This window comes from Pseudomonas sp. F-14 TE3623 (assembly GCF_053629015.1).
In genome coordinates this window covers 2,083,541-2,109,027 of the sequence record NZ_JBRJHM010000001.1, presented here as the reverse complement: position 1 = coordinate 2,109,027, position 25,487 = coordinate 2,083,541, and the positions used below count along the sequence as shown (strand labels likewise).

Here is a 25,487-nt window from a genome sequence, read left to right as displayed (position 1 = left end):
CAAAATGCCTTGCGTGCTCATTGCTCCAGAAAGACCTACGGTTTGCGCTTATGCGAATCCTTCCAGATAAAAAATCCAAACCCTGCAAAAAACAGAACCATGAGGCCGACTGTCAGCACTCCGGCGATCACCACGTTGTCGAAAAACATGACTAGCCTCCTGCACTTGCCCTGTTGCGATGGGGCTAAGTTAACCAATCAGGCAGGAGAGAAAATTGACCGGGATCAATGCCGCCCGAGACAGGGAGTAAAGGAGGGGAAATAACTGACCTGCATCAACCGATGCAGGGTGTTTCAACGTTTTTTCGGTTTGTTCTTCGGCTTTTTCTTCGCTTTGCCCAACGGCATCGCCTGCTCGAACGCCTGGCGCACTTCGTTCAGGCGCTTTTCATTAAGGTCATGAACCCGCTTGGCGCGTTCAGTATTGAGATCGATCAGCTTGTCATCTTGGCTCATGGCGTTCAGTGCATCGCTTGGAAATGAATTCAACTGCCGGTAGACGCGACAGGATTACGCCAATAATGCGGTCTGGCGCGGACGCTGACCAGTGATCCGGCACTTCAGATCTCGATATCGACCCACAACCCCTGACGTGGCTGATCCTCCATCAACGGCACCACTGGTACGGTGTTGTCGGCATTGAGCTCATTACCGGGGATCGCCAGGTGTTCTTCAGGATCTTCATCGGCCTCACGACGGCGCCGCTCTCGTTCCTGCTGCCGACGCTGTTCCTCGCGCAGTTGCAGGCCAGCCTCTTCCGGGTCGCGCTTTTGCAGGTCGATAGTGCTTTCGTTGGAGCTTTCCTGCACCGGCACCACGGGCGGAATATCCGGGCGCTGGCGGATCGGATCCTGCTGTGACGTGATCGGTACGGCGCTCAAGGGGAGCATCGGTGGCAGCATATTATTAGTCTCCTGTCAGCAGGCTGTCGGCTGCGGGAATCGCGACTTGAGCCATCGGTCGCAAACTTGTGATCCACCTGGCATCGTAGGATGCTGGTGCAGCCTGCGATCTTTTGATCTTCATCTCCCGAAAAGTTCGCATTCCTCCATCAGCGCACGCATGTAATCCTTTGGCCTGAAGGCTCATTCCGTTAAGATAGCCCGCTTTTTCAAGGTGGGAGTCAGGCAGCATGGCGCAGCAGTATCAACCGGGGCAACGCTGGATCAGTGACAGCGAAGCCGAGCTGGGTTTGGGCACCGTTCTGGCACAGGACGGCCGCTTGTTGACCGTGCTCTATCCGGCCACTGGCGACACTCGCCAGTACGCGCTACGGAATGCGCCCCTCACCCGCGTGCGGTTTTCGCCGGGTGACAGCATCACTCACTTCGAAGGCTGGAAACTGACCGTACAAGAAGTCGACGATGTCGACGGCCTGCTGGTCTACCACGGCCTCAACGCGCAGAACGAAGTGGTCACCCTGCCGGAAACCCAACTGTCGAACTTCATTCAGTTCCGTCTGGCCAGCGACCGTCTGTTCGCCGGCCAGATCGACCCGCTGGCCTGGTTCTCCCTGCGTTATCACACCCTGGAACACACCAGCCGCCAGTTGCAGTCCTCCCTTTGGGGCCTGGGTGGCGTGCGTGCGCAACCGATCGCGCACCAGTTGCACATTGCCCGTGAAGTCGCTGACCGCATCGCGCCGCGGGTTCTGCTGGCAGACGAAGTGGGCCTGGGCAAGACCATCGAAGCCGGCCTGGTGATCCATCGCCAACTGCTCTCGGGCCGCGCCAACCGCGTGTTGATCCTGGTGCCGGAAAACCTCCAGCACCAATGGCTGGTGGAGATGCGCCGCCGCTTCAACCTGCAAGTCGCGCTGTTCGACGAAGAACGCTTCATCGAAAGCGATGCCGCCAACCCGTTCGAAGACACCCAGCTTGCATTGGTTGCGCTGGAATGGCTGGTGGACGACGAGAAGGCCCAGGACGCACTGTTCGCGGCCGGCTGGGATTTGCTGGTGGTCGACGAAGCGCACCACCTGGTGTGGCACGAAGACCAGGTCAGCCCTCAGTACTCACTGGTGGAACAACTGGCCGAAGTCATCCCCGGCGTCTTGCTGCTGACCGCGACCCCGGAACAACTGGGTCAGGACAGCCATTTCGCCCGTCTGCGCCTGCTCGACCCGAACCGTTTCCATGACCTGCACGCCTTCCGCGCCGAGAGCGAAAACTATCGCCCGGTGGCCGAAGCCGTTCAGGAGCTGCTCGACAAGGGACGCCTGTCGCCTGAAGCGCACAAGACCATTCACGGCTTCCTCGGCAACGAAGGCGAAGCGCTGCTGAGCGCCGTCAACGATGGCGATATCGAAGCCAGCGCCCGTCTGGTCCGCGAACTGCTGGACCGTCACGGCACCGGCCGCGTGCTGTTTCGTAATACCCGCGCCGCCGTGCAGGGTTTCCCGGAGCGCAAACTGCACCCGTACCCGCTGCCGTGCCCGGCCGAATACCTCGAACTGCCACTGGGCGATCACGCCGAGTTGTACCCGGAAGTCAGCTTCCAGGCCCAGCCGGACGCCAATGAAGAAGAGCGCTGGTGGAAATTTGACCCGCGTGTCGAGTGGCTGATCGACACCCTGAAAATGCTCAAGCGCACCAAAGTGCTGGTGATCTGCGCCCACGCCGAAACCGCCATGGACCTGGAAGACGCCCTGCGCGTACGTTCCGGCATTCCGGCCACGGTCTTCCACGAAGGCATGAACATCCTCGAGCGTGACCGCGCCGCCGCCTACTTCGCCGACGAAGAATTTGGTGCTCAAGTGCTGATCTGCTCGGAAATCGGCAGTGAAGGTCGCAACTTCCAGTTCTCGCACCATCTGGTGCTGTTCGATCTGCCGTCGCACCCGGACCTGCTGGAGCAGCGTATCGGTCGTCTCGACCGGATCGGTCAGAAGCACATCATCGAACTGCACGTGCCGTACCTGGAAACCAGCCCGCAAGAGCGGCTGTACCAGTGGTATCACGAAGCGCTGAACGCGTTCCTCAATACCTGCCCGACCGGCAACGCCTTGCAGCATCAGTTCGGCCCGCGCCTGCTGCCGCTGCTGGAAAACGCCGATGACGGCGAGTGGCAAGCGCTGATCGACGAAGCCCGCGCCGAACGTGAGCGTCTGGAAGCCGAACTGCACACCGGTCGCGACCGCTTGCTAGAACTCAATTCCGGCGGCGCCGGCGAAGGCGATGCGCTGGTCGAGGACATCCTCGAACAAGACGATCAGTTCGCCCTGCCGATCTACATGGAAACCCTGTTCGACGCCTTCGGCATCGACAGCGAAGACCATTCGGAAAACGCGCTGATCCTCAAGCCAAGCGAAAAAATGCTCGACGCCAGCTTCCCGCTGGGCGACGACGAAGGCGTGACCATCACCTACGACCGCAACCAGGCGCTGTCTCGCGAAGACATGCAATTCATCACCTGGGAACACCCGATGGTTCAGGGCGGCATGGACCTGGTCCTGTCCGGCTCGATGGGCAATACCGCCGTAGCGCTGATCAAGAACAAGGCGCTGAAACCGGGCACCGTGTTGCTGGAACTGCTCTACGTCAGCGAAGTGGTTGCCCCGCGCTCGCTGCAACTGGGCCGTTACCTGCCGCCGGCCGCCCTGCGCTGCCTGCTCGACGCCAACGGCAACGACCTGTCGACCCGGGTGTCGTTCGAAACCCTGAACGATCAACTGGAAAGCGTGCCCCGCGCCAGCGCCAACAAGTTCATCCAGGCCCAGCGCGACCAGCTGACGCCACGGATCAACGCCGGCGAAGAGAAAATCACCCCGCGTCACGCCGAGCGCGTGGCCGAGGCGCAACGTCGCCTGGCGGCGGATACCGACGAAGAACTGGCGCGCCTGACCGCGCTGCAAGCGGTCAACCCGACCGTGCGCGACAGCGAACTGGTTGCCCTGCGCAAGCAACGTGAGCAAGGCCTGGCCATGCTCGACAAAGCGGCGCTGCGACTGGAAGCGATTCGGGTGTTGGTGGCGGGTTAAACCCTGCCCTGCCCCGCAAAAAAAGAAGGCCCGCAGTGATGCGGGCTTTTTTTTGTCTGCTTGATTGTTGTGGTGTTGCTGATGGCCCCTTCGCGAGCAAGCCCGCTCCCACATTCGACCGTATTTCTCCTGAAAGGACTCGGTCAAATGTGGGAGCGGGCTTGCTCGCGAAGGCGATCATGCAGTCGCCGCAGAACCCACAGGCTCAACCACGGCCACCAACCCTTCCTTCATCCGCTTGGCATCCCTGACAAAACACCGCGAGGCCAAAAACAGAAACACCATGGTAAAGAACAGCGCCACCGGAATCAGATACATCGCGTCATGCAAACCGACAGCCTTAAACGCTTCAGTCATCTGCTCGGCGCCGGCCGAGAGCATCGCGGTGTGCGCAAAGTGATCCGACAAACCGCCGACCACCACCGGTCCCAATCCCCCACCCAGCAAATACAACCCGGCAAAGAACAACGCCATCGCCGTGGCCCGCAGGCGCGGTTCGACCACGTCCTGGATCGCCGTGTACACGCAGGTATAGAAGTTGTAGGCGAATAACCATCCCAGGCTGAACACCCCGACAAATACCCCGATCTCGATCCGTCCGGCATGCAGCGCCCAAGCCGTGCACACGGTCGAAATGATCAGGCTGAACGCCGCGAACAGCAGCCGCCCATTGGCCACGCGCTGGTGAATCTTGTCGGCAATCCAGCCGCCGAGCGTCAGGCCGAACAACCCCGTCACCCCGACGATCACTCCGGTCGCCACCGCTGCGTCCTGCAACGGCATCAGGAAATAACGCTGCAGCATCGGCACCAGAAACGAGTTGCAGGCATAGGTCGCGAAGTTGAAGCACAACCCTGCCATCACCAGCCACAGGAAGGTCGGCACCGCCAGCACTCGACGAATCGGCCGGTCCACGCGTTCCTGAGACACTTGCACGCTTTCCGCCGCGCCGCGTTTCGGCTCCTTAATGAAGAACATGAACACCGCCAGGATCAGCCCCGGCACCGCCGCGATAAAGAACGGCGCGCGCCAGCTGTCGAACGCCTTGACCATCCAGCCGATGGTGAAGAACGCCAGCAGCAGGCCCAACGGCAAACCAAGCATGAAAATGCCCATGGCCCGAGCCCGACGATGAGCCGGGAACAAATCGCCTATCAGCGAGTTGGCGGCCGGTGCATAACTGGCTTCACCGATGCCGATGCCCATGCGCACGATCAGGAAACTCCAGAAACTGCCCACCAGCCCGTTGACTGCGGTCAGCCCGCTCCACGCCGCCAGACCCCAACCCATCAACTTGCTGCGCGAACCGGTATCGGCCAATCGCCCCAGGGGCAGGCCGGCAATGGCGTAAACGATGGTGAATGCGGTGCCGATGATCCCCAGTTGAAAGTCGCTGAGGTGCCACTCCATGCGGATCGGCTCGATGATGATGGCCGGGATGGTGCGATCGAAGAAGTTGAACAGGTTGGCCAGGAACAGCAGGAACAGAATGCGCCAGGCATTCGCCGCTTGGGTCGAGTTCTGCATGGGTCCGTCTCTTTATTGTTATTGGGGCTTCATTGCCAACGCATTCGAGCCCGGAACCGTCAATCTAGTCAGGCCCGCCAGCGATGTCTGTAATTATTCGTAATCCTGATACCCCTCCATGGCCACCCATGCGGGCCATGCAACAATTTATTTCCAATCGTTCTAAAAGCCATTCCAAAAACGTTGGCATTAATATGCCACCACCCCTTGCGCTCCATGCAAGGCCTCTATACTGCAAGCATTCGCCAGTGTACATGGCGCAGGATGATTCAGAGATGGGGCATGCTATGGAGTGGCTTGGTTTGCATTTCATGACCGGGCTACCGGAGGGCGGGCAGGTCATACTCGATTGCACCCATAACCCTTTTCTGGTGTTGCTGGCCTATCTGGTGGCTTGCGTGGCCGGCTTCGCCACGCTGGACATGACCGAGCGGGTCGGCCATGTGGAAAAATCCGCCTCCCAACGACTCTGGCGTTGGGTCGGTGCCGGGTGCCTGGCGGGTGGTATCTGGGCCATGCACTTCATCAGCATGCTGGCGTTCCAGGCGCCGATCGAAATTCATTACCACTTGCCCACTACCCTGCTCTCGCTGTTATTCGCCCTGACCGCCTCATGGCTGGCCATGCACACCCTCAGCCATCCTCAGTTGAATTTCTGGCAATACCTGCGGGCCGCGGTATGGATCGGCCTGGGCATCGCAACCATGCATTACGTGGGGATGGCCGCCCTGCGCTCGAATGCGATGGCCTACTACCAACCCGTGCTGTTCGTGCTTTCCATCGTGATCGCCATCGGTGCCAGCCTGGCTGCCCTGTTGATTTCCAGTCATCTGCGCGATGGCGCCGGCGTGTTTCATCAATTGCTCAAATACACCGCCAGCCTGGTGCTCGGCGCCGGCATCGTGAGCATGCATTTCACCGGCATGGCGGCGTTCAGCCTGGTGCTGCCCGCTGGCAGTCTTGAGCCCCTGCCCAGCGACAACAATCACCTGCAATTGGGGCTGACGGTAGCGGTCATGACGCTGCTGATCATCGGCAGCGGCATCAGCGCTGCATGGGCGGACAAGAAACTGCAACACAAAGAGCATGACCTGCAGCGGGTCAACGCCCTGCTCAGTCAACTGGATCAGGCACGCATGTCGCTGCAACAGGTGGCGCATTACGACCCCTTGACCAACCTGATTAACCGACGAGGCTTCAACCAGATTTTCGCCGAGAAACTCATCGAGAAAACCAACGAAGGCGGCATGCTGGCGGTGATGTTCCTCGACATCGACCACTTCAAGCGGATCAATGACAGCCTCGGCCATGACGCCGGCGACGAATTGCTCAAAGTCCTGGCCGGCCACATCAAGGCCTCGGTGCGCAGTCACGAAGACGTGGTGGCGCGCTTTGGAGGCGACGAATTCTGCATCCTCATCACTCTGTACGACCTTGAAGAAGCGCGGCAAATGGCTCAACGCATCATGCTGAAAATGAAGGAGCCCATCGAGTTGTCCGGACGGCGTATGGTCATGACCACCAGCATCGGCATCAGCCTGTTTCCGGAAGACGGCAAGACCTGTGAAGAATTGCTGAAAAACGCCGACCTGGCGCTGTATCAGTCCAAGGACTGCGGTCGTAACGCCCTGCACTTTTTCAGTTCAAACCTGAAAACCCGCGCCACCCTGGAGTTACAACTCGAAGAGGAGCTGCGTCACGCCCTGCGCGAAAACATCGGGTTGATGCTGTATTACCAGCCGATCTATGACCTGAGAATCGGCCAGGTCACCAAACTTGAAGCGCTGATTCGCTGGCAGCACCCGGTTCACGGATTGCTCACGCCAGATCGGTTCATCGCCATTGCCGAAGCCAATGGCCTGATCGCCGATCTGGACAACTGGGTGCTGCGCAAGGCCTGCGAAGACTTGGGCGAGCTGTCCCGGCACGATTGCGAAGAACTCCGAATTGCGGTGAATTGCTCGCCCCTGAACCTGGCGCGAGAAGAACTGGCCGATGAAATCGAACACGCCTTGCACGCCTTCGGGGTGGCGCCACACCGACTGGAACTGGAAGTGACCGAAAATGCGCTGATGGGCAATATCAGCAACACCCTGGTGTTGCTGCGGCAGATTCGCGCCCTCGGGGTCTCGTTGTCGATCGATGACTTCGGCACCGGCTATTCATCCCTGGCCTACCTCAGGCGCCTGCCATTAAACACGTTGAAGATCGACCGCTCGTTCATTCAGGACATCCCCAAGGCCACCCAGGACATGGAGATCGTCCAGGCCATTATCGTCATGGCCCATACCCTGCATTTGCAGGTCGTCACCGAAGGCGTCGAAACCTTCGAGCAATTCGATTTTCTCGAACGCCATGGCTGCGATTTCGTTCAGGGCTACCTGCTCAGCCGTCCGGTGCCGCTGGCCGAATTGCGTCCGGTGCTGGCCGAAATCAACCAGCGCAAACACACGCACACCATCAATCCTTTGAGTCTGGCTCGCGGTATAACTGCACTAGCGTCGACGGATCCTTTTCCAGAAACCCCTGCCCCCCATGGAGGCGCATCAGTTGTGCGGCCAATCCGCTGATCGGTGTGGCCGAGCCTTGTTCGCGGGAGAATTTCACGGCGGTGTCCAAATCCTTGAGCAGCGTGCGCACGTGCCATTTCACGGGTTCGAAACGGCTTTCGGCCATTTGCGGCGCAAGAATCTGCAACGGTTTTGAATCGGCGAAACCACCGGCCAGCGCCTCGGCGATCAGGCGGGCGTCGACCCCGGAACGCTCGGCCAGAGCCACTACTTCGGCAATGACCAAGGCATTGCAGGCAACGATCATCTGATTGCAGGCCTTGGTCACCTGCCCCGCACCGACGGCGCCCATGTGAGTCACGCGCTGGCCAAGGGTCAACAACACCGGCCGCATGCGCGCAAGGTCCGCCGCTTCGCCACCGACCATGATCGCCAGGCTGCCGGCTTCGGCCCCGACCACCCCACCGGACACCGGCGCATCCAGCCAACTCATACCGGTTTTACTGGCTAATGCGCTCGCCATTTCCCGCGTCGCGGTGGGTTCCAGGCTGGAAAAATCCACCAGCAACTGTCCGCTTTTCGCACCCTTGGCAACGCCCGCCGCGCCAAACACCACCTCACGTACAACAGCCATGTCAGCCAGACATAGCATCACCAGGTCCGCGTGCTGACACAGTTCAGCCGGTGTCGCCACTTGCCGCGCGCCGGCCTCGACCAGCGCTGCGCACTTGGCCGGGTTGCGGTTCCACACCGTCAGCGGATAACCCGCCGCCAACAGGCGTCGGCACATCGGCATGCCCATCAGACCGATTCCGGCAAACCCCAGCGCAGGTAACGTTGCCATCATTTAGCCTCCTTTTGATTAAAGATCATCGAATATTGGCCGATTCATCATGATTAAGGAAAGGATTCCCCCGAGCGACTCTCAGGCCCAGGCCCTGACGCTTGGGCCACATTCGCGCTGCGAAAAGACGCGAGATCCCATTCCGTGATGACTCGATGACACTTGTCGCCGAGTCAACCAGTCCAGGTATATGGCGCACAATGACTTCTAAAAACAATCCGGCCACCGCGGTATCCGACCTGACCCTGAGCCCCGCGGCGAACAGCCCTTCATCGTCGAAGCCATTGACCCCGTCGCGTCCGCTGGCGACTCAGCAATACTTGTACTTCACCGAAACCAATACCGACCGCATCCTCGACAACCTCGACGGCCTGCGCGATATGGTGTTCCCGCGCCCGCCCCACCTGGAAGGCGACAACGAACAGCACAGCGATCAGGAATTCCCGTCGGTGTGCCTGATCGGCCTCGGCCGTTGTGGTTCGAACATCGCGCTGGACGTGGCGGAGTTGGTGTACAACGCCCGCAAGTTCTACCTCAACGAGTTCAACAACGAAGACCGTCTGTCGCCGGATAAACGCTACGCCGAAAAGGGCTACAGCCCGGCACAATGGATTCGCAATAACCTGCGCCTGGGGCCGAACAAGGCCAGCAAACCGGTGTTCCTGGTCGAACCGCTGGTGATGCTCGGCGACTTGGACAAAGACATCGCCGGTCGCATCCGCTTCTCGCGCAAGGGCGAAAAAAGCGGCTTTTTGCGCGACTACAGCAAAATGAAAATCATGGACTTGTCGGAAGTCCACGCCGGTGGCGCCGGTAACGCGCCGATCCTCGGCCAGTACCTGGCCAAGATCATCCTGAACAAGGACACCCAGCGGTTTTCCAGTCCTGACTGGAAGATGATTCACTCGTACCTGATCGACAGCTGCGGGATCAAGGCCAACCAGTCGCGCCTGTATTTCTCGATCTTCAGTGCCGGCGGCGGTACCGGTTCGGGCATGGCCTCGGAGTTCGGCCTGGCCCAGCAGCACTCGTACATGAACAAGACGTTCGACACCAAGCCGATGGACGAGCACGACAGCAAGAGCGGTCATTCCTTCGTCTTCGAGCCGATCTTCACCAGCGGTATTTGCGTACTGCCGAACATTTCCGATCACCGCAGCGAAATGTCCGAGGCGCTGCACATCAACGCCGGTCGCCTGCTGTGTAAATACCTGTCGGAAGAGTGGGACTTCTCCTACAACTTCGCCAACGAAGACAGCAGCGAAGCCAGCGTCATGGGCCGTATCCGTCCATGGAACGCGATGATGCTGATCTCCAACGACATCATGCGTTATGCCGAAGAAAGTGATGACGGCAACATCCAGAACATTGATGTCAATGCCATGGAAAAGCACGCCAACCAGTACATCTCACAGCAGATCTTCAACATTCTGACGGCGCAGGCGGTCACCACCGACTACGACCAGAACTACTTCCGTCGCGCCGGCATCGACATTGGCGAAACCATTCGCCTGGACGCCAATGACCTGTTCATGAGCCTGGCCGGCCCAGTGGCGATTGCCTATGCCGAGTCCGTGGTGCCGGAAACACCGCCGCCAAGCAGCGACAAGTTCAAAGTGTTCGAGAAAGAGCCGCAGCGCCTGAACATCGACGACCTGTTCTTCCGCTCCATCGACCTGCCGCACTTCAACAAGGTCACCCAGGCAATCGAAGGCATCAGCCTGCTGCCGATCGAGTCCAAGCGCTATCGCGCTTCGCTTGAGCAGTACAAGAATTCGGGCTATGACGCGGCCGCGTTGCACGACCTGCACTTCTTCAAGAATTGCTCGTCGGTGGTGTCGATTGTTTCGCTGCCCAAAGACTACAAGCTGTCCTACATGGACCTGAACCGGTTGAAGACTCACCTCAACAGCCTGTTCCCCAACACCACGCTCAAGCGTTATGCGCTGGTGATCGGCGCCTCGGCCAACCTGTCGCTGACCACCCTGATCGCCAAGAGCCCGTGCCTGTCGGACGACTTCCTGACCCTGATCGTGGCCTTCATCAAGCGCTGCTTTGCGAAAAACCCGTACCGCTTCGACGAGACGCTGGACAACTCGATCCTGGACTTCATCATCAATGAAGACTTCGACGAAGACCGCATCGACGAACTGCTCAACGAATTCGAAAACCCGGCGAAGATCCTCGACACCAATTGGTACGCGATCAAACCGATGTATGAGAAGAAGTACCGCGAGCTAATCAACGACAAGGACAAGTTTGTCTCGATCAATGACATTCGTTTGTCCCGGGATTGCGTGAAGAAGGCGATCAAGTATCTGCGCGAGATTTACCGTCACCGGATTGGCAAGACCAAGGTTATTTCGCTTAATAATCATACGGGCAAGACCGCTTAGTTAGCGGCGCGCCCATTCGCGAGCAAGCCCGCTCCCACATTTAACCGGGTTCCTCCAGAAGGAATGCGATCAAATAATGTGGGAGCGGGCTTGCTCGCGAAAGCGGTCTGACATTCACCGCATCAGCCGCCGATTTACCAACATCCAGAAACAATTAAGCAGCCCATCGGCTGCTCAATAAACTGTTCCCGTTACGTTTACGTCACCCTCGCCAAGACCCTTCTGTGGCCTTTCTCCACGGCAACATGCCATCACGCTACTCGGCTACACACTTTTAACCGGCAAAGCCGCGCACCAATTAAGTGCAAGCACTCAGCTCGTCGCCCTTTCCTGGATCAGAATCCATGGCGAAACCACTACGGCCCAAAGCTCGGGATCACGTTCAAAAAGATCCAGCGCCCGCGTTTCAGACAGCTTGGCGACCTTGTCGGCGGCCAGCCAGGCAGCGACTTTCTCGCCTTCATCGGTTGCCACTGCTTCTGCCGCAGCGATCAAATCCAGGCCTGGGTCGACCCACAATAGGGCACCCCTGGCGAAGAACGGCTCCAACTCTTTCCAGGTAATAGATGCGGTCTCACCAAGCAGTTTGGCATAGAGGGTGCTAGGTTCTTGAGTCATGGGTTTCTGTCCGCAAAGAAAATCGACGTGAATAATAACGTCGGTATTGCGCCAGAAAAACCCGGATGCAATTGCGTTACCGATTGAAAAACGCAGGAAAGCCAAGGAATGCTGCTGAATTCAAGTATTAGCCAGCTAACATCCCGCCGCGATTCTGTCTTTTTCTTTCAATAAAGCGACACCCTCAGGTTTTGCCCCCTGGCGCCAGCTTCCCAGGCTAACAATCGGCGCTCTACACTGTACCGGTACAGTTGCCGGGGGCATTTTCCGGAGGATATCAACGATATCTGACCCGGTTCTGCTGCTACGGCGCCAGGACTATAAAAACTACAACAGTAAGAGTGGAGCACTATGACTAAGGCTACTAAGCAGATTTCAAAACTGTTTGCCGCTATGGTTCTGGCCGGGGTTGCCAGCCATTCGTTCGCCGCTGACACCATCAAGATCGGTATCGCCGGCCCTAAAACCGGCCCTGTAGCCCAATACGGCGACATGCAGTTCAGTGGCTCCAAAATGGCCATCGAACAAATCAACGCCAAGGGCGGCGTCGACGGCAAGAAACTCGAAGCCGTTGAATACGACGATGCCTGCGATCCAAAACAAGCGGTTGCTGTAGCGAACAAAGTCGTCAACGACGGCGTCAAGTTCGTGGTTGGTCACCTGTGCTCCAGCTCCACTCAACCGGCTTCGGACATTTACGAAGACGAAGGCGTGATCATGATCACTCCGGCTGCCACCAGCCCGGACATCACCACTCGCGGCTACAAAATGATCTTCCGCACCATCGGTCTGGACAGCGCCCAGGGCCCTGCCGCCGGTAACTACATTGCCGACTTCGTAAAACCGAAAATCGTTGCTGTGCTGCACGACAAACAGCAATACGGTGAAGGCATCGCCAGCGCCGTGAAGAAAACCCTCGAAGCCAAAGGCGTGAAGGTTGCCGTGTTCGAAGGCATCAACGCCGGCGACAAAGACTTCTCTTCGATGGTCTCCAAGCTCAAGCAAGCCAACGTCGACTTCGTTTACTACGGCGGCTACCACCCGGAGCTGGGTCTGCTCCTGCGTCAATCCCAGGAAAAAGGCCTGAAAGCCAAGTTCATGGGTCCGGAAGGCGTGGGTAACGACTCCATTTCGCAGATCGCCAAGGAAGCTTCCGAAGGCCTGCTGGTGACCCTGCCGAAATCCTTCGACCAGGATCCGGCCAACATCGCCCTGGCTGACGCGTTCAAAGCCAAGAAAGAAGACCCGAGCGGTCCGTTCGTGTTCCCGTCCTACTCGGCTGTGCAAGTCATCGCAGAAGGCATCAAGGCGGCCAAGAGCGAAGACACTGCCAAAGTCGCTGAAGCTATCCACAAAGGCACGTTCAAAACCCCGACCGGCGATCTGTCTTTCGACGAAAAGGGCGACCTGAAGGACTTCAAATTCGTGGTTTACCAGTGGCACTTCGGCAAACCTAAAACTGAAGTTTCGCCTCAGTAAGGCCTTGGCCTGACTGACTGCCAATAAAGCCCACGGCGTGCCGTGGGCTTTGTTTTACGAACGTATTGGGCCGCGCTGGCGTGATCCGCCAGTCTCCCCACCTGAAAATCTCAAAACCGTCATCAGCGGTTCGCTGGCAAACCTCGAATTCGAAGTGGATGCAGATCCACGGGGCTCGAGCGGGAAAATGACTCCACCAGTGAAATGCGTATCAGGTTTTTAGGAGCGCTGTAATGCCTGACATCTATCACTTCTTCCAACAGCTGGTTAATGGTCTGACCATTGGCAGCACGTATGCCCTGATCGCCATCGGCTATACGATGGTTTACGGCATCATTGGAATGATCAACTTCGCCCACGGCGAGGTGTACATGATCGGCTCTTACGTGGCGTTCATCGCCATCGCCGGGCTGGCCATGCTGGGACTCGACAGTGTCCCGCTCTTGATGACCGCGGCTTTCATCGCGACCATCGTCGTTACCAGTGCCTACGGTTACAGCATCGAACGGATCGCCTACCGCCCCTTGCGCGGCAGCAACCGTCTGATCCCGCTGATTTCCGCCATTGGCATGTCGATCTTCCTGCAGAACACGGTTCTGCTGGCGCAAGACTCCAAGGACAAATCCATCTCCAACCTGATCCCTGGCAACTTCGCCATCGGGCCAGGTGGCGCACATGAAGTGCTGATTTCCTACATGCAAATCGTGGTGTTCGTGGTGACCCTGGTCGCCATGCTCGGCCTGACGCTGTTCATCTCCCGCTCTCGCCTGGGTCGCGCCTGCCGCGCCTGTGCCGAAGACATCAAGATGGCCAACCTCTTGGGTATCAACACCAACAACATCATCGCCCTGACCTTCGTCATCGGTGCCGCACTGGCGGCCATCGCGGCCGTGCTGCTGAGCATGCAATACGGCGTGATCAACCCGAACGCCGGTTTCCTGGTCGGCCTCAAGGCCTTCACCGCCGCAGTATTGGGCGGTATCGGCAGCATTCCCGGCGCGATGCTCGGCGGGCTGGTGCTTGGGGTGGCGGAAGCCTTTGGTGCCGATATCTTCGGCGACCAGTACAAGGACGTCGTGGCGTTCGGTCTATTGGTTCTGGTGTTGTTGTTCCGGCCAACCGGCCTGTTGGGCCGTCCGGAGGTTGAGAAAGTATGACTAGGAATCTTAAACAGGCGTTGTTCAGCGCCTTGCTGGTGTGGGCTGTTGCCTACCCGGTACTCGGTCTGAAACTGACCATTGTCGGCATCAACCTCGAAGTCCATGGCACCAGCACTGCAACGCTGATCACCATCGCCGTGTGCTCGGTGTTGATGTTTCTGCGGGTGCTGTTCGACCAGCAGATCAGCTCGGCCTGGAAAGCCTCGCCCAACCTGCCGGTGATGCCGGCCAAGGCCAGTACCTTCCTGACCCTGCCGACCACCCAGCGCTGGATCATCATCGCGTTGATCATCGGTTCTCTGGTCTGGCCGTTCTTCGGCTCCCGCGGAGCGGTGGACATCGCCACTCTGGTGCTGATCTACGTGATGCTCGGCCTGGGCTTGAACATCGTGGTCGGCCTGGCTGGCCTGCTTGACCTCGGTTACGTCGGCTTCTACGCCGTGGGCGCCTACAGCTACGCGCTGCTGTCGCACTACTACGGCCTGAGCTTCTGGATCTGCCTGCCGATCGCCGGGATGATGGCAGCCACCTTCGGCTTCCTGCTCGGTTTCCCGGTACTGCGTCTGCGCGGTGACTATCTGGCAATCGTGACCTTGGGTTTCGGTGAAATCATCCGTCTGTTCCTGCGTAACCTGACCGACCTCACCGGCGGCCCGAACGGCATCAGCAACATTCCCAAGCCAACGCTTTTCGGACTGACCTTCGATAGAACTGCCGCAGACGGACTGCAGACCTTCCACGAGTACTTCGGCCTGACCTACAACCCGGTAAACAAGGTGATCTTCCTTTACCTGATCGCGGTGTTGTTGTCGCTGTTCGCCCTGTTCGTCATCAACCGTCTGCTGCGCATGCCCTTGGGCCGTGCCTGGGAAGCGTTGCGTGAAGACGAAATCGCCTGCCGTGCATTGGGTCTCAATCCTACGGTCATCAAGCTGTCGGCCTTCACCCTCGGTGCTGCGTTCGCCGGTTTCGCCGGTAGCTTCTTCGCCGCGCGCCAAGGCCTGGTGACACCGGAGTCCTTCACCTTCATCGAATCGGCGACCATCCTCGCCATCGTGGTGCTGGGTGGCATGGGCTCGCAACTGGGCGTCGTACTCGCCGCCACGGTGATGATCCTGTTGCCGGAAATGATGCGTGAGTTCAGTGAATACCGCATGTTGATGTTCGGCGCCTTGATGGTGCTGATGATGATCTGGCGTCCTCAAGGTCTGCTGCCGATGCAACGCCCCCACATGGAGCTGCGCAAATGAGCCGTGAGATCCTGAATGTAAGCGGCCTGAGCATGCGCTTCGGCGGCCTGTTGGCGGTCAACAGCGTGGCCTTGACCGTCAAAGAGAAACAAGTGGTATCGATGATCGGCCCCAACGGCGCCGGCAAGACCACCGTGTTCAACTGCCTGACCGGTTTCTACCAGCCAACCGCTGGCAGCATCGTGCTGGACGGCGAGCCGATCCAGGGCCTGCCGGGCCACAAGATCGCCCTCAAAGGCGTAGTGCGCACCTTCCAGAACGTGCGGCTATTCAAGGACATGACGGCAGTCGAGAACCTCTTGATCGCGCAACACCGTCACCTGAACACCAACTTCCTGGCCGGCCTGTTCAAGACCCCGGCGTTCCGCAGAAGCGAACGCGAGGCGATGGAATACGCCGAGTACTGGCTGGAAAAGGTCAACCTCAAGGAGTTCGCCAACCGTCCGGCCGGCACCCTGGCCTACGGTCAGCAACGTCGTCTGGAAATCGCTCGCTGCATGATGACCCGTCCGCGGATTCTCATGCTCGACGAACCGGCCGCTGGCCTCAACCCGCGGGAAACCGAAGACCTCAAGACACTGATCGGCACCCTGCGTGAAGAGCATGATGTGACCGTGCTGCTGATCGAACACGACATGAAACTGGTCATGAGCATTTCCGACCACATCTTCGTGATCAACCAGGGCACGCCCCTGGCCGACGGTACGCCGGAACAGATCCGCGACAATCCTGAAGTGATCAAAGCCTACCTGGGGGAAGCGTAAATGCTGCAGTTCGAAAACGTTTCCACCTTCTACGGCAAGATCCAGGCGCTGCACAGCGTCAACGTCGAAGTCCGCCAGGGCGAGATCGTGACCCTGATCGGCGCCAACGGTGCCGGCAAGTCGACCCTGCTGATGACCCTCTGCGGTTCGCCGCAAGCCCACAGCGGCAGCATCCGCTACATGGGCGAAGAGCTCGTCGGCCAGGACTCGTCGCAGATCATGCGTAAAAGCATCGCAGTGGTCCCGGAAGGCCGTCGGGTGTTTGCCCGTCTGACCGTGGAAGAGAACCTCGCCATGGGCGGATTCTTCACCGACAAGGGCGATTATCAGGAGCAGATGGACAAGGTCCTCGGACTTTTCCCACGCCTGAAAGAACGCTTTGCCCAACGCGGCGGCACCATGTCTGGCGGCGAACAGCAAATGCTCGCCATCGGTCGTGCGCTGATGAGCAAGCCCAAGCTGTTGCTGCTCGACGAGCCATCGCTGGGCCTGGCACCGATCATCATCCAGCAGATCTTCGACATCATCGAACAACTGCGCAAGGACGGTGTAACGGTGTTCCTGGTTGAGCAGAACGCCAACCAGGCCCTGAAAATCGCTGACCGTGCCTACGTGCTGGAAAACGGCCGTGTAGTGATGACAGGGACAGGTGAAGCGCTGTTGACCGACCCGAAAGTGCGCGAAGCGTATCTTGGTGGTTGAGCCTTGGCGGTAAACAAAAAACGGCTTTCGGGCCGTTTTTTTATGCCTGCCACCAACTTCACAACAACAAAGATCCAATGTGGGAGCGGGCTTGCTCGCGAAAGCGGTGGGTCAGTCCCCCCTATGTTGAATGTCAGATTGCATTCGCGAGCAAGCCCGCTTCCACAGGGAATTCGTGCGTTTCGAGAATTTCTGAAAAAGTTTTGGGGTGAGCTGTAACGCATCGCCCTGTCGTTTCTCTAGAGCAGTAAGCAAGCACAAACGCTTGCCAACCCAAGCTCACTTTCGGAGAAACATCATGACTGCTACCACCCGCACCCTGTCCGCCACCGCCCTGGTTCTGGCCCTCGGTTCTGCCCTGAGCATCGCCGCTGTCTCCACTGCCCATGCCGCTGACGACAACATGGAAAAATGCTTCGGCGTGGCCATGAAAGGCAAAAACGATTGCGCCGCAGGCGCTGGCACCACTTGCGCCGGCACTGCAAAAACCGACTACCAGGCCAATGCCTGGAAACTCGTCCCTAAGGGCACCTGCACCACCACGATGAGCAAAACCTCGCCAACTGGTTTCGGCCAGCTGGAAGCCTACAAAGCCAAGTCGTAATCAGCACCCAGCCTGAGTGTCGACCATGAATCCTTTATCTTCCGGGCTCCCGCCCCGCTCCGGGCTGGGGCTCAAGACCGAGCACTTTCGTGAAGTGCTCGGTGCACAACCGGACATCGGTTTCTTCGAAGTCCACGCCGAAAACTACATGGTGGCCGGCGGCCCGTTTCATCATTTTCTGGGGTTGATCCGCGAGCAATATCCGTTGTCGTTGCACGGCGTTGGCCTGTCCATTGGTGCCGAAGGTCCGCTGGATAATCAGCACCTGCAAAGGCTTGCCGCGCTGATCGAACGCTATCAACCCCAATCCTTTTCCGAACACCTGGCCTGGTCCAGCCATGGCCCGGTGTTTCTCAATGACCTGCTGCCCCTGGCCTACGATGCGCCGACGCTGAACCGCGTCTGCGAGCATATCGATCAGCTGCAGAGCACCCTCAAACGCCCGATGCTGCTGGAGAACCCGGCGACGTATCTGGCGTTCCAGCGCTCGACAATCGATGAAGCCGACTTCATCAGCGAAGTCATTCGCCGCACTGGCTGCGGGCTGCTACTGGACGTCAACAATATCTACGTCTCTTGCATCAATCACCAAAGAGATCCGCTGGCCTACATCGACGCGCTGCCGCTGCATGCAGTGGGAGAGATTCATCTGGCCGGGTTTGCCGAAGATACCGACAGCCTCGGCGACCGTCTGCTGATCGACGATCACGGTGCGCCCATCGATAACGCGGTATGGACGCTGTACAGGCAGGTGCTGGAACGGGTTGGCCCGATCGCCACATTGATCGAGCGCGATAACCAATTACCAGCCTTCAGCGTGCTGCATGCCGAAGCCCGTCAGGCCGATGAGTTGCTGCATTGCGCGGGGGGCCGGTCATGAGCACCCAAGCCGCGTTTGCCACCGCCCTGCTCGATCCGCAACGGCCCTGCCCCGAGGGTTTGTTCAGCGCCAATGGTGCCGATCCCGCCAGCCGTTTCGCTGTGTATCGCAACAATGTGCAGAGCTCGCTGATCAACGCCCTGGCCGACAGTTACCCCGTGGTTTCGCAGTTGGTGGGCGATGAGTTCTTCCGCGCGATGGCGGGGCTGTATGTACAGCGTTGCCCACCTCAAGGCCCACTCATCAACGATTACGGCAAGGACTTCGCCGAGTTCATTGACCGCTTTGAACCGGCAGCCAGCGTGCCTTATCTGGCCGACATGGCGCGGCTGGAGCGGTTGCGCGTTCAGGCCTATCACGCCGCCGACGCCCAGCCGTTGCGCCATGAACAGATTGCTGCCGCACTGTCGGACCCGCAGGCGCTGAGCGAACTGACGGTCGGGTTTCATCCCTCCCTGAATCTGCTGACTTCAGCTTTTGCCGTGATCTCGATCTGGGCGGCGCATCAACAGGACGCGACGCTGGCCGGGATCGAACTCGACCACGGGCAAAACGCGCTGGTGTTGCGCAATGGTCTGGAGGTTGAGGTTTTCGCCATCGACCACGGCGCCGGCACCTTCATTCAGAACCTGCAAAACGGCCAGTCCCTGACCCAAGCGTTAGAGACAGCGCCCGCCTTCGACCTCAGCCAAACCCTGGCGCTGCTGATCAGCCACAACGTCATCACCCATTTAAACCACAAGGTATCGCCATGAACCTCCATCACAACCCCATCGCCCGCGCCATCGCGCTGCTGGAAAAAATCCCCCACAGCCTGATCGCCTTTATCGCGCGCTTTTCCATTGCCGCGGTGTTCTGGAAGTCCGGGCAAACCAAGGTAGAAGGCCTGGCCATCGACTTGATCGACGGCACGTTTCAACTCGGCGTACCAAGGCTGGCGGACTCGACTATTCCGTTGTTCCAGAGCGAATATCACCTGCCGCTGCTCTCCCCGGAACTGGCGGCGCACCTGGCGGCCTTCGCCGAGCATTTCTTTCCGGTGCTGATTCTGATTGGTTTCGCCACACGTTTTTCGGCGCTGGCACTGCTGGGCATGACGCTGACTATTCAGCTGTTTGTATATCCCGATGCCTATCCGACTCACGGCACCTGGGCGGCGGTGTTGCTGTACTTGATGGCTACCGGGCCGGGCAAGTTGTCGATTGATCATCTGATTGCCAAGCGTTACGCCCGCTGATCCCTACTCAGAACTCCAGACGATGTAGAACCAATGTGGGAGCGGGCTTGCTCGCGAAAGCGGTATCACATTCAACAGATATGTTGGCTGACACACCGCTTTCGCGAGCAAGCCCGCTCCCACAGAGGTTGCGTGGTGAGACGTCATCGTTGAAGTCGATCCAACGCCTCCCCACTGCGCTTGAACCAACCGATCAAATAATCCGCCAGCACTTGAGTGCGTTTCGGCAAACCGCCTTGATACGGGTGCACCAGGTACATCGGCATGCTGCGGGTCTGATAATCGCGCAGGAGCCAGCGCAAACGCCCGTCAGCCAATTCCTCTTGCAGCAAGTACGACGGCAAACGCGCAATGCCCGCATCCGCCAGCGCCGCCTTCTTCAAGAGGTTGTAGTGATTGCTGGCGAACGGCCCCGACACTCGCACCCGCAGTAACTCGTGCTGTTGGTGATAGAGCCATTCTTCCCGGCCGCTGTAATGGCTGTTGAGCAGGCAGCGGTGTTCCGCCAGTGCCTGAGGCGTCAGCGGTTCACCGAATCGCTCAAGGTACGCAGGGCTGGCGCAGGTCATCTCGTGCCAGGCCAGCAACGGTCGGGCGACCAGGCGTTCGTCGTTGGCCACTTCCGAGCGGATCGCCAGGTCGAAACCGTCCCGGGAGAGGTCACGGTAGTTATTGTTGAGCTCCAGTTCGATCTGCACCTCGGGGTACTGCCGGGAAAACTCCAGCAGCGCGCCGTCAAAGAAGGTCTCCCCCAGTGAAACCGGAACCGTCATCCGCACCGGGCCGGCCATGTCGTCTTTCAATCGCGCCAAGGCCTGACGCGCTCGCTCGACTTGAATCACCAGTTCCTGGGCTTGCGGCAACAACGCCGCGCCCGCCGCCGTCAGGCTCAAGCGGCGCGTGGTGCGTTGCAGCAACACCACGGCAAACCGCGTTTCCAGCAGGCTGATGCGTTTGGAGAGTTGTCCTTTGCTACAACCCAGTTGCTGGGCGGCCAAGGTGAAACTGCCCGCCTCGATCAACACCGCGAACGCTGCCAGGTCGTCCATTTCGCTCATTGGATTGTTTCCATTTGAAAACCAAAGGTTGCCTATTAGCCCGCTTATTAATGGAAAAAACCACTCTAAACTTGAAATTCAATCCAACCCATTCAGGTACAGCACGATGAAAATTCTTTTGATTGGCGCCTCTGGCACCGTCGGTTCGGCGATTGACCATGAGCTGTCCCAACGCCACGAAATCATCCGTATCGGCCGTAAAAGCGGTGAGTTCCAGGTCGACATCAGTGACAGCGCCTCGATCCGCAAATTGTTCCAACAGACCGGCAACTTTGATGCCCTGATCTGCGCCGCTGGCAGCGTCAACTTCGTGCCGCTGGCGACTATGACCGAACAAGACTTCGAGCTCGGCTTGCGGGATAAGCTGATGGGCCAGGTCAACCTGCTGCTGATCGGCCGGGAATTCGCCAATGACGGTGCGTCATTCACCTTTACCACCGGCATCCTCAGCCACGATCCGATTCGTACCGGCAGCTCGGCCTCCATGGTCAACGGCGCCCTGGACAGCTTCGTCCGTGCAGCGGCGATCGAACTGCCGCGCGGCCTGCGCATCAACTCGGTCAGCCCGAATGTGCTGGTCGAAGCCATGGGCAGCTACGCCCCGTACTTCCGTGGTTTCAAACCAGTTCCCGCCGCCGAAGTGGCACTGGCCTACGCAAAAAGCGTGGAAGGCTTACAGACCGGCCAGACTTACCGCGTCGGCTAAACCAAACACGCCCTGTAGGAAAGCGAGGACATTGCAGGGTTGTGATGAGCGGTCAGGCTAAGTAACGTGGCGACACTTGTCAGGAGACTCAAAGATGCGTGTTGCCCGTTCCTTAGTGCTTGTTGCCCTGCTTCCGCTGTTCGCCGCCTGCCAGTTGCTTGATGGCCCGCGCGAAAGTGCTTCCCATGTGGGCCAGACCCGCATGCAGGGCCAGTTGACGGCGGCCGATGGCAAGTTGCTGTTCCAACCGTGCAACGAGCAGCGCAGTTATGTGGTCAACGACACCGGCGGCACCAGCGTCCTGCAAGAGGCCGCAACCCTGGCCGACGACCAGGGCAAATTGTTTGCCGACGTGCGCGGTCGGATCGTTGCCAGTGGTGCCGATAGCCGACTCGATCTGGAGCAGCTGTATCGCGTCGAGCGCTCGGGCACGGCGTGCGACGATCCCAATTTCAAACAGCTGATTCTGCGCGCCGCCGGCCACGGTCCTGAATGGAACGTCAAAGTCAGCGGCAAGGGCATGGTCATCGACCGCGCCGGTCAGCCGCCCTTGGCCCTGCCGTATGTTGAAGAGCAACTGGGCGATGGCCGCTTCAACCTCAGCACCGAAGCCAATAATCAGCGCATCGAGCTCTGGGTCGCGCCGCAACGCTGCGTCGACAGCAGCACCGGCAGCGTGCAGCACATGAGCGCCGAGCTGCGCATCGATGGCAAGGTGCAACGCGGCTGTGGGTATTTCGGCGGATCGCGTAACGACTGATCGTTTTAGCCTCACGGGAATCATCCTTTGAGGCTTATAATCGCGGGCCTCAAACGCCTTGGCGCAGTTGTGCGCCCCGCGAACCGGATCCCGTCATGTTACGAATCACCGAACTCAAGCTGCCGATCGACCATCCCGAAGAAGACCTGCGCCCTGCCATCGTGCAGCGTCTGGGCATCGCCAGTGATGACCTGCTCGACTTCACCTTGTTCAAGCGCAGCTACGATGCGCGCAAAAAGTCCTCCGAACTGTGCTTCATCTACACCATCGACCTCAACGTTCGCGATGAGGCGTCGGTGCTGCACACATTCGCCGATGACCGTAACGTCAACGTGGCGCCGGATGTCAGCTACAAAGTGGTCGGCCAGGCGCCGGCTGATCTTGAGCAACGTCCTGTCGTCGTGGGTTTCGGCCCGTGCGGGATCTTCGCCGGGCTGCTGCTGGCGCAAATGGGCTTCAAGCCGATCATCCTCGAACGTGGCACCGAAGTGCGTCAGCGCACCAAGGACACTTGGGGCCTGTGGCGTAAAAGCGTGCTCAACCCCGAATCCAACGTACAGTTCGGTGAAGGCGGCGCGGGTACGTTCTCCGACGGCAAGCTCTACAGCCAGATCAAGGACCCGAAATTCATCGGTCGCAAAGTCTTGCACGAGTTCGTCAAGGCCGGCGCGCCGGAAGAAATCCTCTACGTCAGCAAACCGCACATCGGTACATTCCGTCTCACCGGTGTAGTGGAAAACATGCGTGAGCAGATTCGCGCCATGGGCGGCGAAGTGCGCTTCCAGCAGCGCGTCACCGATGTGTTGATCGAGGACGGCCAACTGGTCGGCGTCGAGCTCAATGGCGGCGAGCAGATCCATTCGAAACACGTGATTCTGGCCCTCGGCCACAGCGCCCGGGACACCTTCCGCATGCTCCACGGCCGTGGCGTGTACATGGAAGCCAAGCCGTTCTCGGTGGGCTTCCGCATCGAGCACCCGCAGTCGCTGATCGACCGCGCGCGCCTGGGCAAATACGCCGGGCACCCGAAACTCGGCGCTGCCGACTACAAGCTGGTGCACCACGCCAGCAACGGACGCTCGGTCTACAGCTTCTGCATGTGCCCGGGCGGCACCGTGGTGGCGGCGACCTCCGAGCCGAATCGCGTGGTCACCAACGGCATGAGCCAGTACTCGCGTAACGAGCGCAACGCCAACTCCGGGATCGTCGTCGGGATCACCCCGGAAGTCGATTATCCAGGTGGTCCGCTGGCTGGCATCGAGTTGCAGGAACGCCTGGAATCCCACGCCTTTGTGCTGGGCGGCAGCAATTACGAAGCGCCGGCGCAACTGGTTGGCGACTTCATTGCCGGCAAACCGTCGACTGAGTTGGGCAGCGTCGAGCCGTCCTACAAGCCGGGTGTTGCCTTGGGCGATTTGGCCCTGGCTTTGCCGGCGTTCGCCATCGAAGCGATTCGCGAAGCCTTGCCGGCGTTCGAGAAGCAGATTCGTGGCTACTCGTTGCACGACGCCGTGTTGACCGGGATCGAGACGCGCACGTCATCGCCGCTGCGGATTACCCGTAACGAGTCGATGCAGAGCCTGAACGTGAAAGGCTTGTTCCCGGCCGGTGAAGGCGCGGGTTATGCGGGCGGGATTCTGTCGGCGGGCGTCGACGGTATTCGGATAGCCGAAGCGGTGGCCCGCGACATCCTTGGCCTCGAGGCCTGACCCAATTTAAATGTGGGAGCGGGCTTGCTCGCGAAAGCGGTGGATCAGCCAACATCTCTGTTGAATGTGAAACCGTATTCGCGAGCAAGCCCGCTCCCACATTTGGTTTCGGTGTGTCAGATGTTGGCGCGTAGTACCGTCGATGGCAGCGGCTCGCCGCGCTCGACACTCGCCGCCACGGCATCCATCAAACCACTCAACTCATACCCCTGGGCCTTGAGCCAGGCCTGATCGTAATAGGTGGTGGCATAGCGCTCGCCGCCATCGCACAAAATCGCCACGATCGACCCCGACTCCCCCGCCGCCACCATCTGCTGGGCTGCCATCAAGGCGCCGATCAGGTTGGTCCCGCTCGATCCGCCGACCCGTCGCCCCAAACGCTGCGCCAGGTAATGCATGGCCGCCAGCGACAACGCGTCCGGTACTTTGACCATCGCATCGATCACCTTGGGCAGGAACGACGCTTCCACCCGCGGCCGACCAATGCCTTCAATCCGTGACCCGCAATCCAGGCGCAGGCTGGCATCACCGGTCTGGTAATAATCGAAGAACACCGAACGCTCGGCATCGGCGCACAGCACGCGGGTGCAATGCTGGCTATAGCGCACGTAACGGCCGAGCGTCGCGGTAGTGCCTCCGGTGCCGGGGCTGGAAATCAGCCAGCTCGGTTCCGGGTGCTGCTCGAAACGCATCTGCTGGAAGATCGATTCAGCGATGTTGTTGTTCGCCCGCCAGTCGGTGGCGCGCTCGGCGTAGGTGAACTGGTCGATGAAGTGCCCATCGTGTTCGCGAGCCAGGCGTTCGGACTCGGCGTAAATCTGCGTCGGATCGTCCACCAAATGGCTCTTGCCACCATAAAAAGCGATCTGCGCGATCTTCTCCTTGGACGTGGTCGCGGGCATCACCGCAATGAACGGCAACCCCAGCAACCGGGCGAAGTACGCCTCGGAAATCGCCGTCGAACCGCTGGAGGCTTCGATCACTGGCGCACCGGGTTTGAGCCAGCCGTTACACAGGGCGTAGAGGAACAACGAGCGCGCCAGCCGATGTTTCAGGCTGCCGGTGGGATGGCTCGACTCATCCTTGAAATACAACTCGATGCCCGGCAACCCCGGCAGCGGCAAGGGGATCAGGTGGGTATCGGCGCTGCGCTGGAAGTCGGCTTCGATGATCCGGATGGCTTCGCGGGCCCACTGTCGATTGTCGCTCATGATGGTTTTCTCGTTGAATCAGGCAAAGAATCGGCCTTGTCGCAAGCCTCAGCCCACAAGCTTAGGAAAGAACCTACATCATGCACAGATACAG

At 59.3% G+C, this 25,487-nt stretch carries 23 protein-coding genes; 15 read left to right on the top strand and 8 right to left on the bottom strand.

Going from position 1 to position 25,487, the window contains the following annotated elements; all coding sequences use genetic code 11:
• Nucleotides 1-35: 35 nt before the first annotated feature.
• The 3 genes from ccoM to AB7M29_RS09525 all read right to left on the bottom strand — a co-directional run bounded on the left by ccoM (nucleotide 36) and on the right by AB7M29_RS09525 (nucleotide 901).
• Complete coding sequence (gene ccoM, locus AB7M29_RS09535; protein WP_010462558.1) at nucleotides 36-149, bottom strand: cytochrome c oxidase subunit CcoM; 114 nt, start codon at nucleotides 147-149, stop codon at nucleotides 36-38.
• Nucleotides 150-293: 144 nt separating this feature from the next.
• On the bottom strand, nucleotides 294-455 hold the full coding sequence (locus AB7M29_RS09530) for a hypothetical protein (protein ID WP_007906621.1): 162 nt from the start codon (nucleotides 453-455) through the stop codon (nucleotides 294-296).
• Between the two features lie 104 nt (nucleotides 456-559).
• Nucleotides 560-901 carry a hypothetical protein gene (locus AB7M29_RS09525; protein WP_052966937.1) on the bottom strand — a complete coding sequence of 114 codons (342 nt, stop codon included), beginning with the start codon at nucleotides 899-901 and terminating at the stop codon, nucleotides 560-562.
• A 230-nt stretch (nucleotides 902-1,131) separates the two neighbouring features.
• Here AB7M29_RS09525 and rapA point away from each other — a divergent pair, with 230 nt between their 5' ends.
• Entirely contained in the window at nucleotides 1,132-3,978 is a 2,847-nt protein-coding gene (gene rapA, locus AB7M29_RS09520; RefSeq protein WP_052966938.1) for an RNA polymerase-associated protein RapA, read from the top strand.
• A gap of 177 nt (nucleotides 3,979-4,155) precedes the next feature.
• On the opposite strand, the gene AB7M29_RS09515 is transcribed toward rapA, so the two are convergent.
• On the bottom strand, nucleotides 4,156-5,505 hold the full coding sequence (locus tag AB7M29_RS09515) for a spinster family MFS transporter (RefSeq protein WP_052966939.1): 1,350 nt from the start codon (nucleotides 5,503-5,505) through the stop codon (nucleotides 4,156-4,158).
• A gap of 287 nt (nucleotides 5,506-5,792) precedes the next feature.
• Here AB7M29_RS09515 and AB7M29_RS09510 point away from each other — a divergent pair, with 287 nt between their 5' ends.
• Entirely contained in the window at nucleotides 5,793-8,075 is a 2,283-nt protein-coding gene (locus AB7M29_RS09510; protein ID WP_454248705.1) for a putative bifunctional diguanylate cyclase/phosphodiesterase, read from the top strand.
• Here AB7M29_RS09510 and AB7M29_RS09505 read toward each other — a convergent pair.
• A complete protein-coding gene (locus AB7M29_RS09505; RefSeq protein ID WP_454246757.1) occupies nucleotides 7,966-8,862 on the bottom strand; it encodes an NAD(P)-dependent oxidoreductase in 897 nt (298 codons plus the stop codon). The genes AB7M29_RS09510 and AB7M29_RS09505 overlap by 110 nt on opposite strands.
• A gap of 197 nt (nucleotides 8,863-9,059) precedes the next feature.
• On the opposite strand from AB7M29_RS09505, the gene AB7M29_RS09500 reads away from it, so the two are divergent.
• Nucleotides 9,060-11,255 carry a hypothetical protein gene (locus tag AB7M29_RS09500; RefSeq protein WP_217856668.1) on the top strand — a complete coding sequence of 732 codons (2,196 nt, stop codon included), beginning with the start codon at nucleotides 9,060-9,062 and terminating at the stop codon, nucleotides 11,253-11,255.
• Between the two features lie 312 nt (nucleotides 11,256-11,567).
• Here AB7M29_RS09500 and AB7M29_RS09495 read toward each other — a convergent pair whose 3' ends face one another.
• Nucleotides 11,568-11,873 carry a DUF2288 domain-containing protein gene (locus tag AB7M29_RS09495; protein ID WP_007906642.1) on the bottom strand — a complete coding sequence of 102 codons (306 nt, stop codon included), beginning with the start codon at nucleotides 11,871-11,873 and terminating at the stop codon, nucleotides 11,568-11,570.
• A 351-nt stretch (nucleotides 11,874-12,224) separates the two neighbouring features.
• Between AB7M29_RS09495 and AB7M29_RS09490 the strand changes: the two genes are divergently transcribed.
• The 9 genes from AB7M29_RS09490 (at nucleotide 12,225) to AB7M29_RS09450 (ending at nucleotide 19,949) form a co-directional block, all read left to right on the top strand.
• Nucleotides 12,225-13,352 (top strand): branched-chain amino acid ABC transporter substrate-binding protein, encoded by a 1,128-nt coding sequence (locus AB7M29_RS09490; RefSeq protein WP_217856669.1) that lies wholly within the window; start codon nucleotides 12,225-12,227, stop codon nucleotides 13,350-13,352.
• Nucleotides 13,353-13,585: 233 nt separating this feature from the next.
• Nucleotides 13,586-14,509: a high-affinity branched-chain amino acid ABC transporter permease LivH gene (gene livH / locus AB7M29_RS09485; protein WP_217856670.1), complete on the top strand. Its 924-nt coding sequence runs from the start codon at nucleotides 13,586-13,588 to the stop codon at nucleotides 14,507-14,509.
• Nucleotides 14,506-15,762, top strand: coding sequence for a high-affinity branched-chain amino acid ABC transporter permease LivM (locus tag AB7M29_RS09480; protein ID WP_201059831.1), 1,257 nt, complete (start codon nucleotides 14,506-14,508; stop codon nucleotides 15,760-15,762). Before livH ends, AB7M29_RS09480 begins: the two co-directional genes overlap by 4 nt.
• Entirely contained in the window at nucleotides 15,759-16,526 is a 768-nt protein-coding gene (livG, locus tag AB7M29_RS09475) for a high-affinity branched-chain amino acid ABC transporter ATP-binding protein LivG (protein ID WP_217856671.1), read from the top strand. The genes AB7M29_RS09480 and livG overlap by 4 nt, the downstream gene beginning before the upstream one ends.
• Nucleotides 16,527-17,228 carry an ABC transporter ATP-binding protein gene (locus AB7M29_RS09470; RefSeq protein WP_030128348.1) on the top strand — a complete coding sequence of 234 codons (702 nt, stop codon included), beginning with the start codon at nucleotides 16,527-16,529 and terminating at the stop codon, nucleotides 17,226-17,228.
• 298 nt (nucleotides 17,229-17,526) lie between these two features.
• Nucleotides 17,527-17,832 carry a BufA1 family periplasmic bufferin-type metallophore gene (locus tag AB7M29_RS09465; RefSeq protein WP_217856672.1) on the top strand — a complete coding sequence of 102 codons (306 nt, stop codon included), beginning with the start codon at nucleotides 17,527-17,529 and terminating at the stop codon, nucleotides 17,830-17,832.
• A gap of 25 nt (nucleotides 17,833-17,857) precedes the next feature.
• A complete protein-coding gene (gene bufB, locus AB7M29_RS09460) occupies nucleotides 17,858-18,712 on the top strand; it encodes an MNIO family bufferin maturase (RefSeq protein ID WP_454246756.1) in 855 nt (284 codons plus the stop codon).
• Nucleotides 18,709-19,467 carry an HvfC/BufC N-terminal domain-containing protein gene (locus AB7M29_RS09455; RefSeq protein WP_454246755.1) on the top strand — a complete coding sequence of 253 codons (759 nt, stop codon included), beginning with the start codon at nucleotides 18,709-18,711 and terminating at the stop codon, nucleotides 19,465-19,467. Before bufB ends, AB7M29_RS09455 begins: the two co-directional genes overlap by 4 nt.
• Nucleotides 19,464-19,949 (top strand): DoxX family protein, encoded by a 486-nt coding sequence (locus tag AB7M29_RS09450; protein ID WP_454246754.1) that lies wholly within the window; start codon nucleotides 19,464-19,466, stop codon nucleotides 19,947-19,949. The genes AB7M29_RS09455 and AB7M29_RS09450 overlap by 4 nt, the downstream gene beginning before the upstream one ends.
• Before the next feature lie 143 nt (nucleotides 19,950-20,092).
• Here the strand turns inward: AB7M29_RS09450 and AB7M29_RS09445 are convergent, their stop codons facing one another.
• Complete coding sequence (locus AB7M29_RS09445; RefSeq protein ID WP_217856676.1) at nucleotides 20,093-21,007, bottom strand: LysR family transcriptional regulator; 915 nt, start codon at nucleotides 21,005-21,007, stop codon at nucleotides 20,093-20,095.
• Between the two features lie 106 nt (nucleotides 21,008-21,113).
• Between AB7M29_RS09445 and AB7M29_RS09440 the strand changes: the two genes are divergently transcribed.
• The 3 genes from AB7M29_RS09440 (at nucleotide 21,114) to AB7M29_RS09430 (ending at nucleotide 24,182) form a co-directional block, all read left to right on the top strand.
• On the top strand, nucleotides 21,114-21,713 hold the full coding sequence (locus AB7M29_RS09440; protein ID WP_038979242.1) for a short chain dehydrogenase: 600 nt from the start codon (nucleotides 21,114-21,116) through the stop codon (nucleotides 21,711-21,713).
• A gap of 94 nt (nucleotides 21,714-21,807) precedes the next feature.
• A complete protein-coding gene (locus tag AB7M29_RS09435) occupies nucleotides 21,808-22,473 on the top strand; it encodes a COG3650 family protein (protein WP_454246753.1) in 666 nt (221 codons plus the stop codon).
• 95 nt (nucleotides 22,474-22,568) lie between these two features.
• Nucleotides 22,569-24,182, top strand: coding sequence for an NAD(P)/FAD-dependent oxidoreductase (locus tag AB7M29_RS09430; RefSeq protein WP_052966952.1), 1,614 nt, complete (start codon nucleotides 22,569-22,571; stop codon nucleotides 24,180-24,182).
• 116 nt (nucleotides 24,183-24,298) lie between these two features.
• Here the strand turns inward: AB7M29_RS09430 and AB7M29_RS09425 are convergent, their stop codons facing one another.
• A complete protein-coding gene (locus AB7M29_RS09425) occupies nucleotides 24,299-25,396 on the bottom strand; it encodes a PLP-dependent cysteine synthase family protein (RefSeq protein ID WP_217856803.1) in 1,098 nt (365 codons plus the stop codon).
• Between the last annotated feature and the right edge of the window lie 91 nt (nucleotides 25,397-25,487).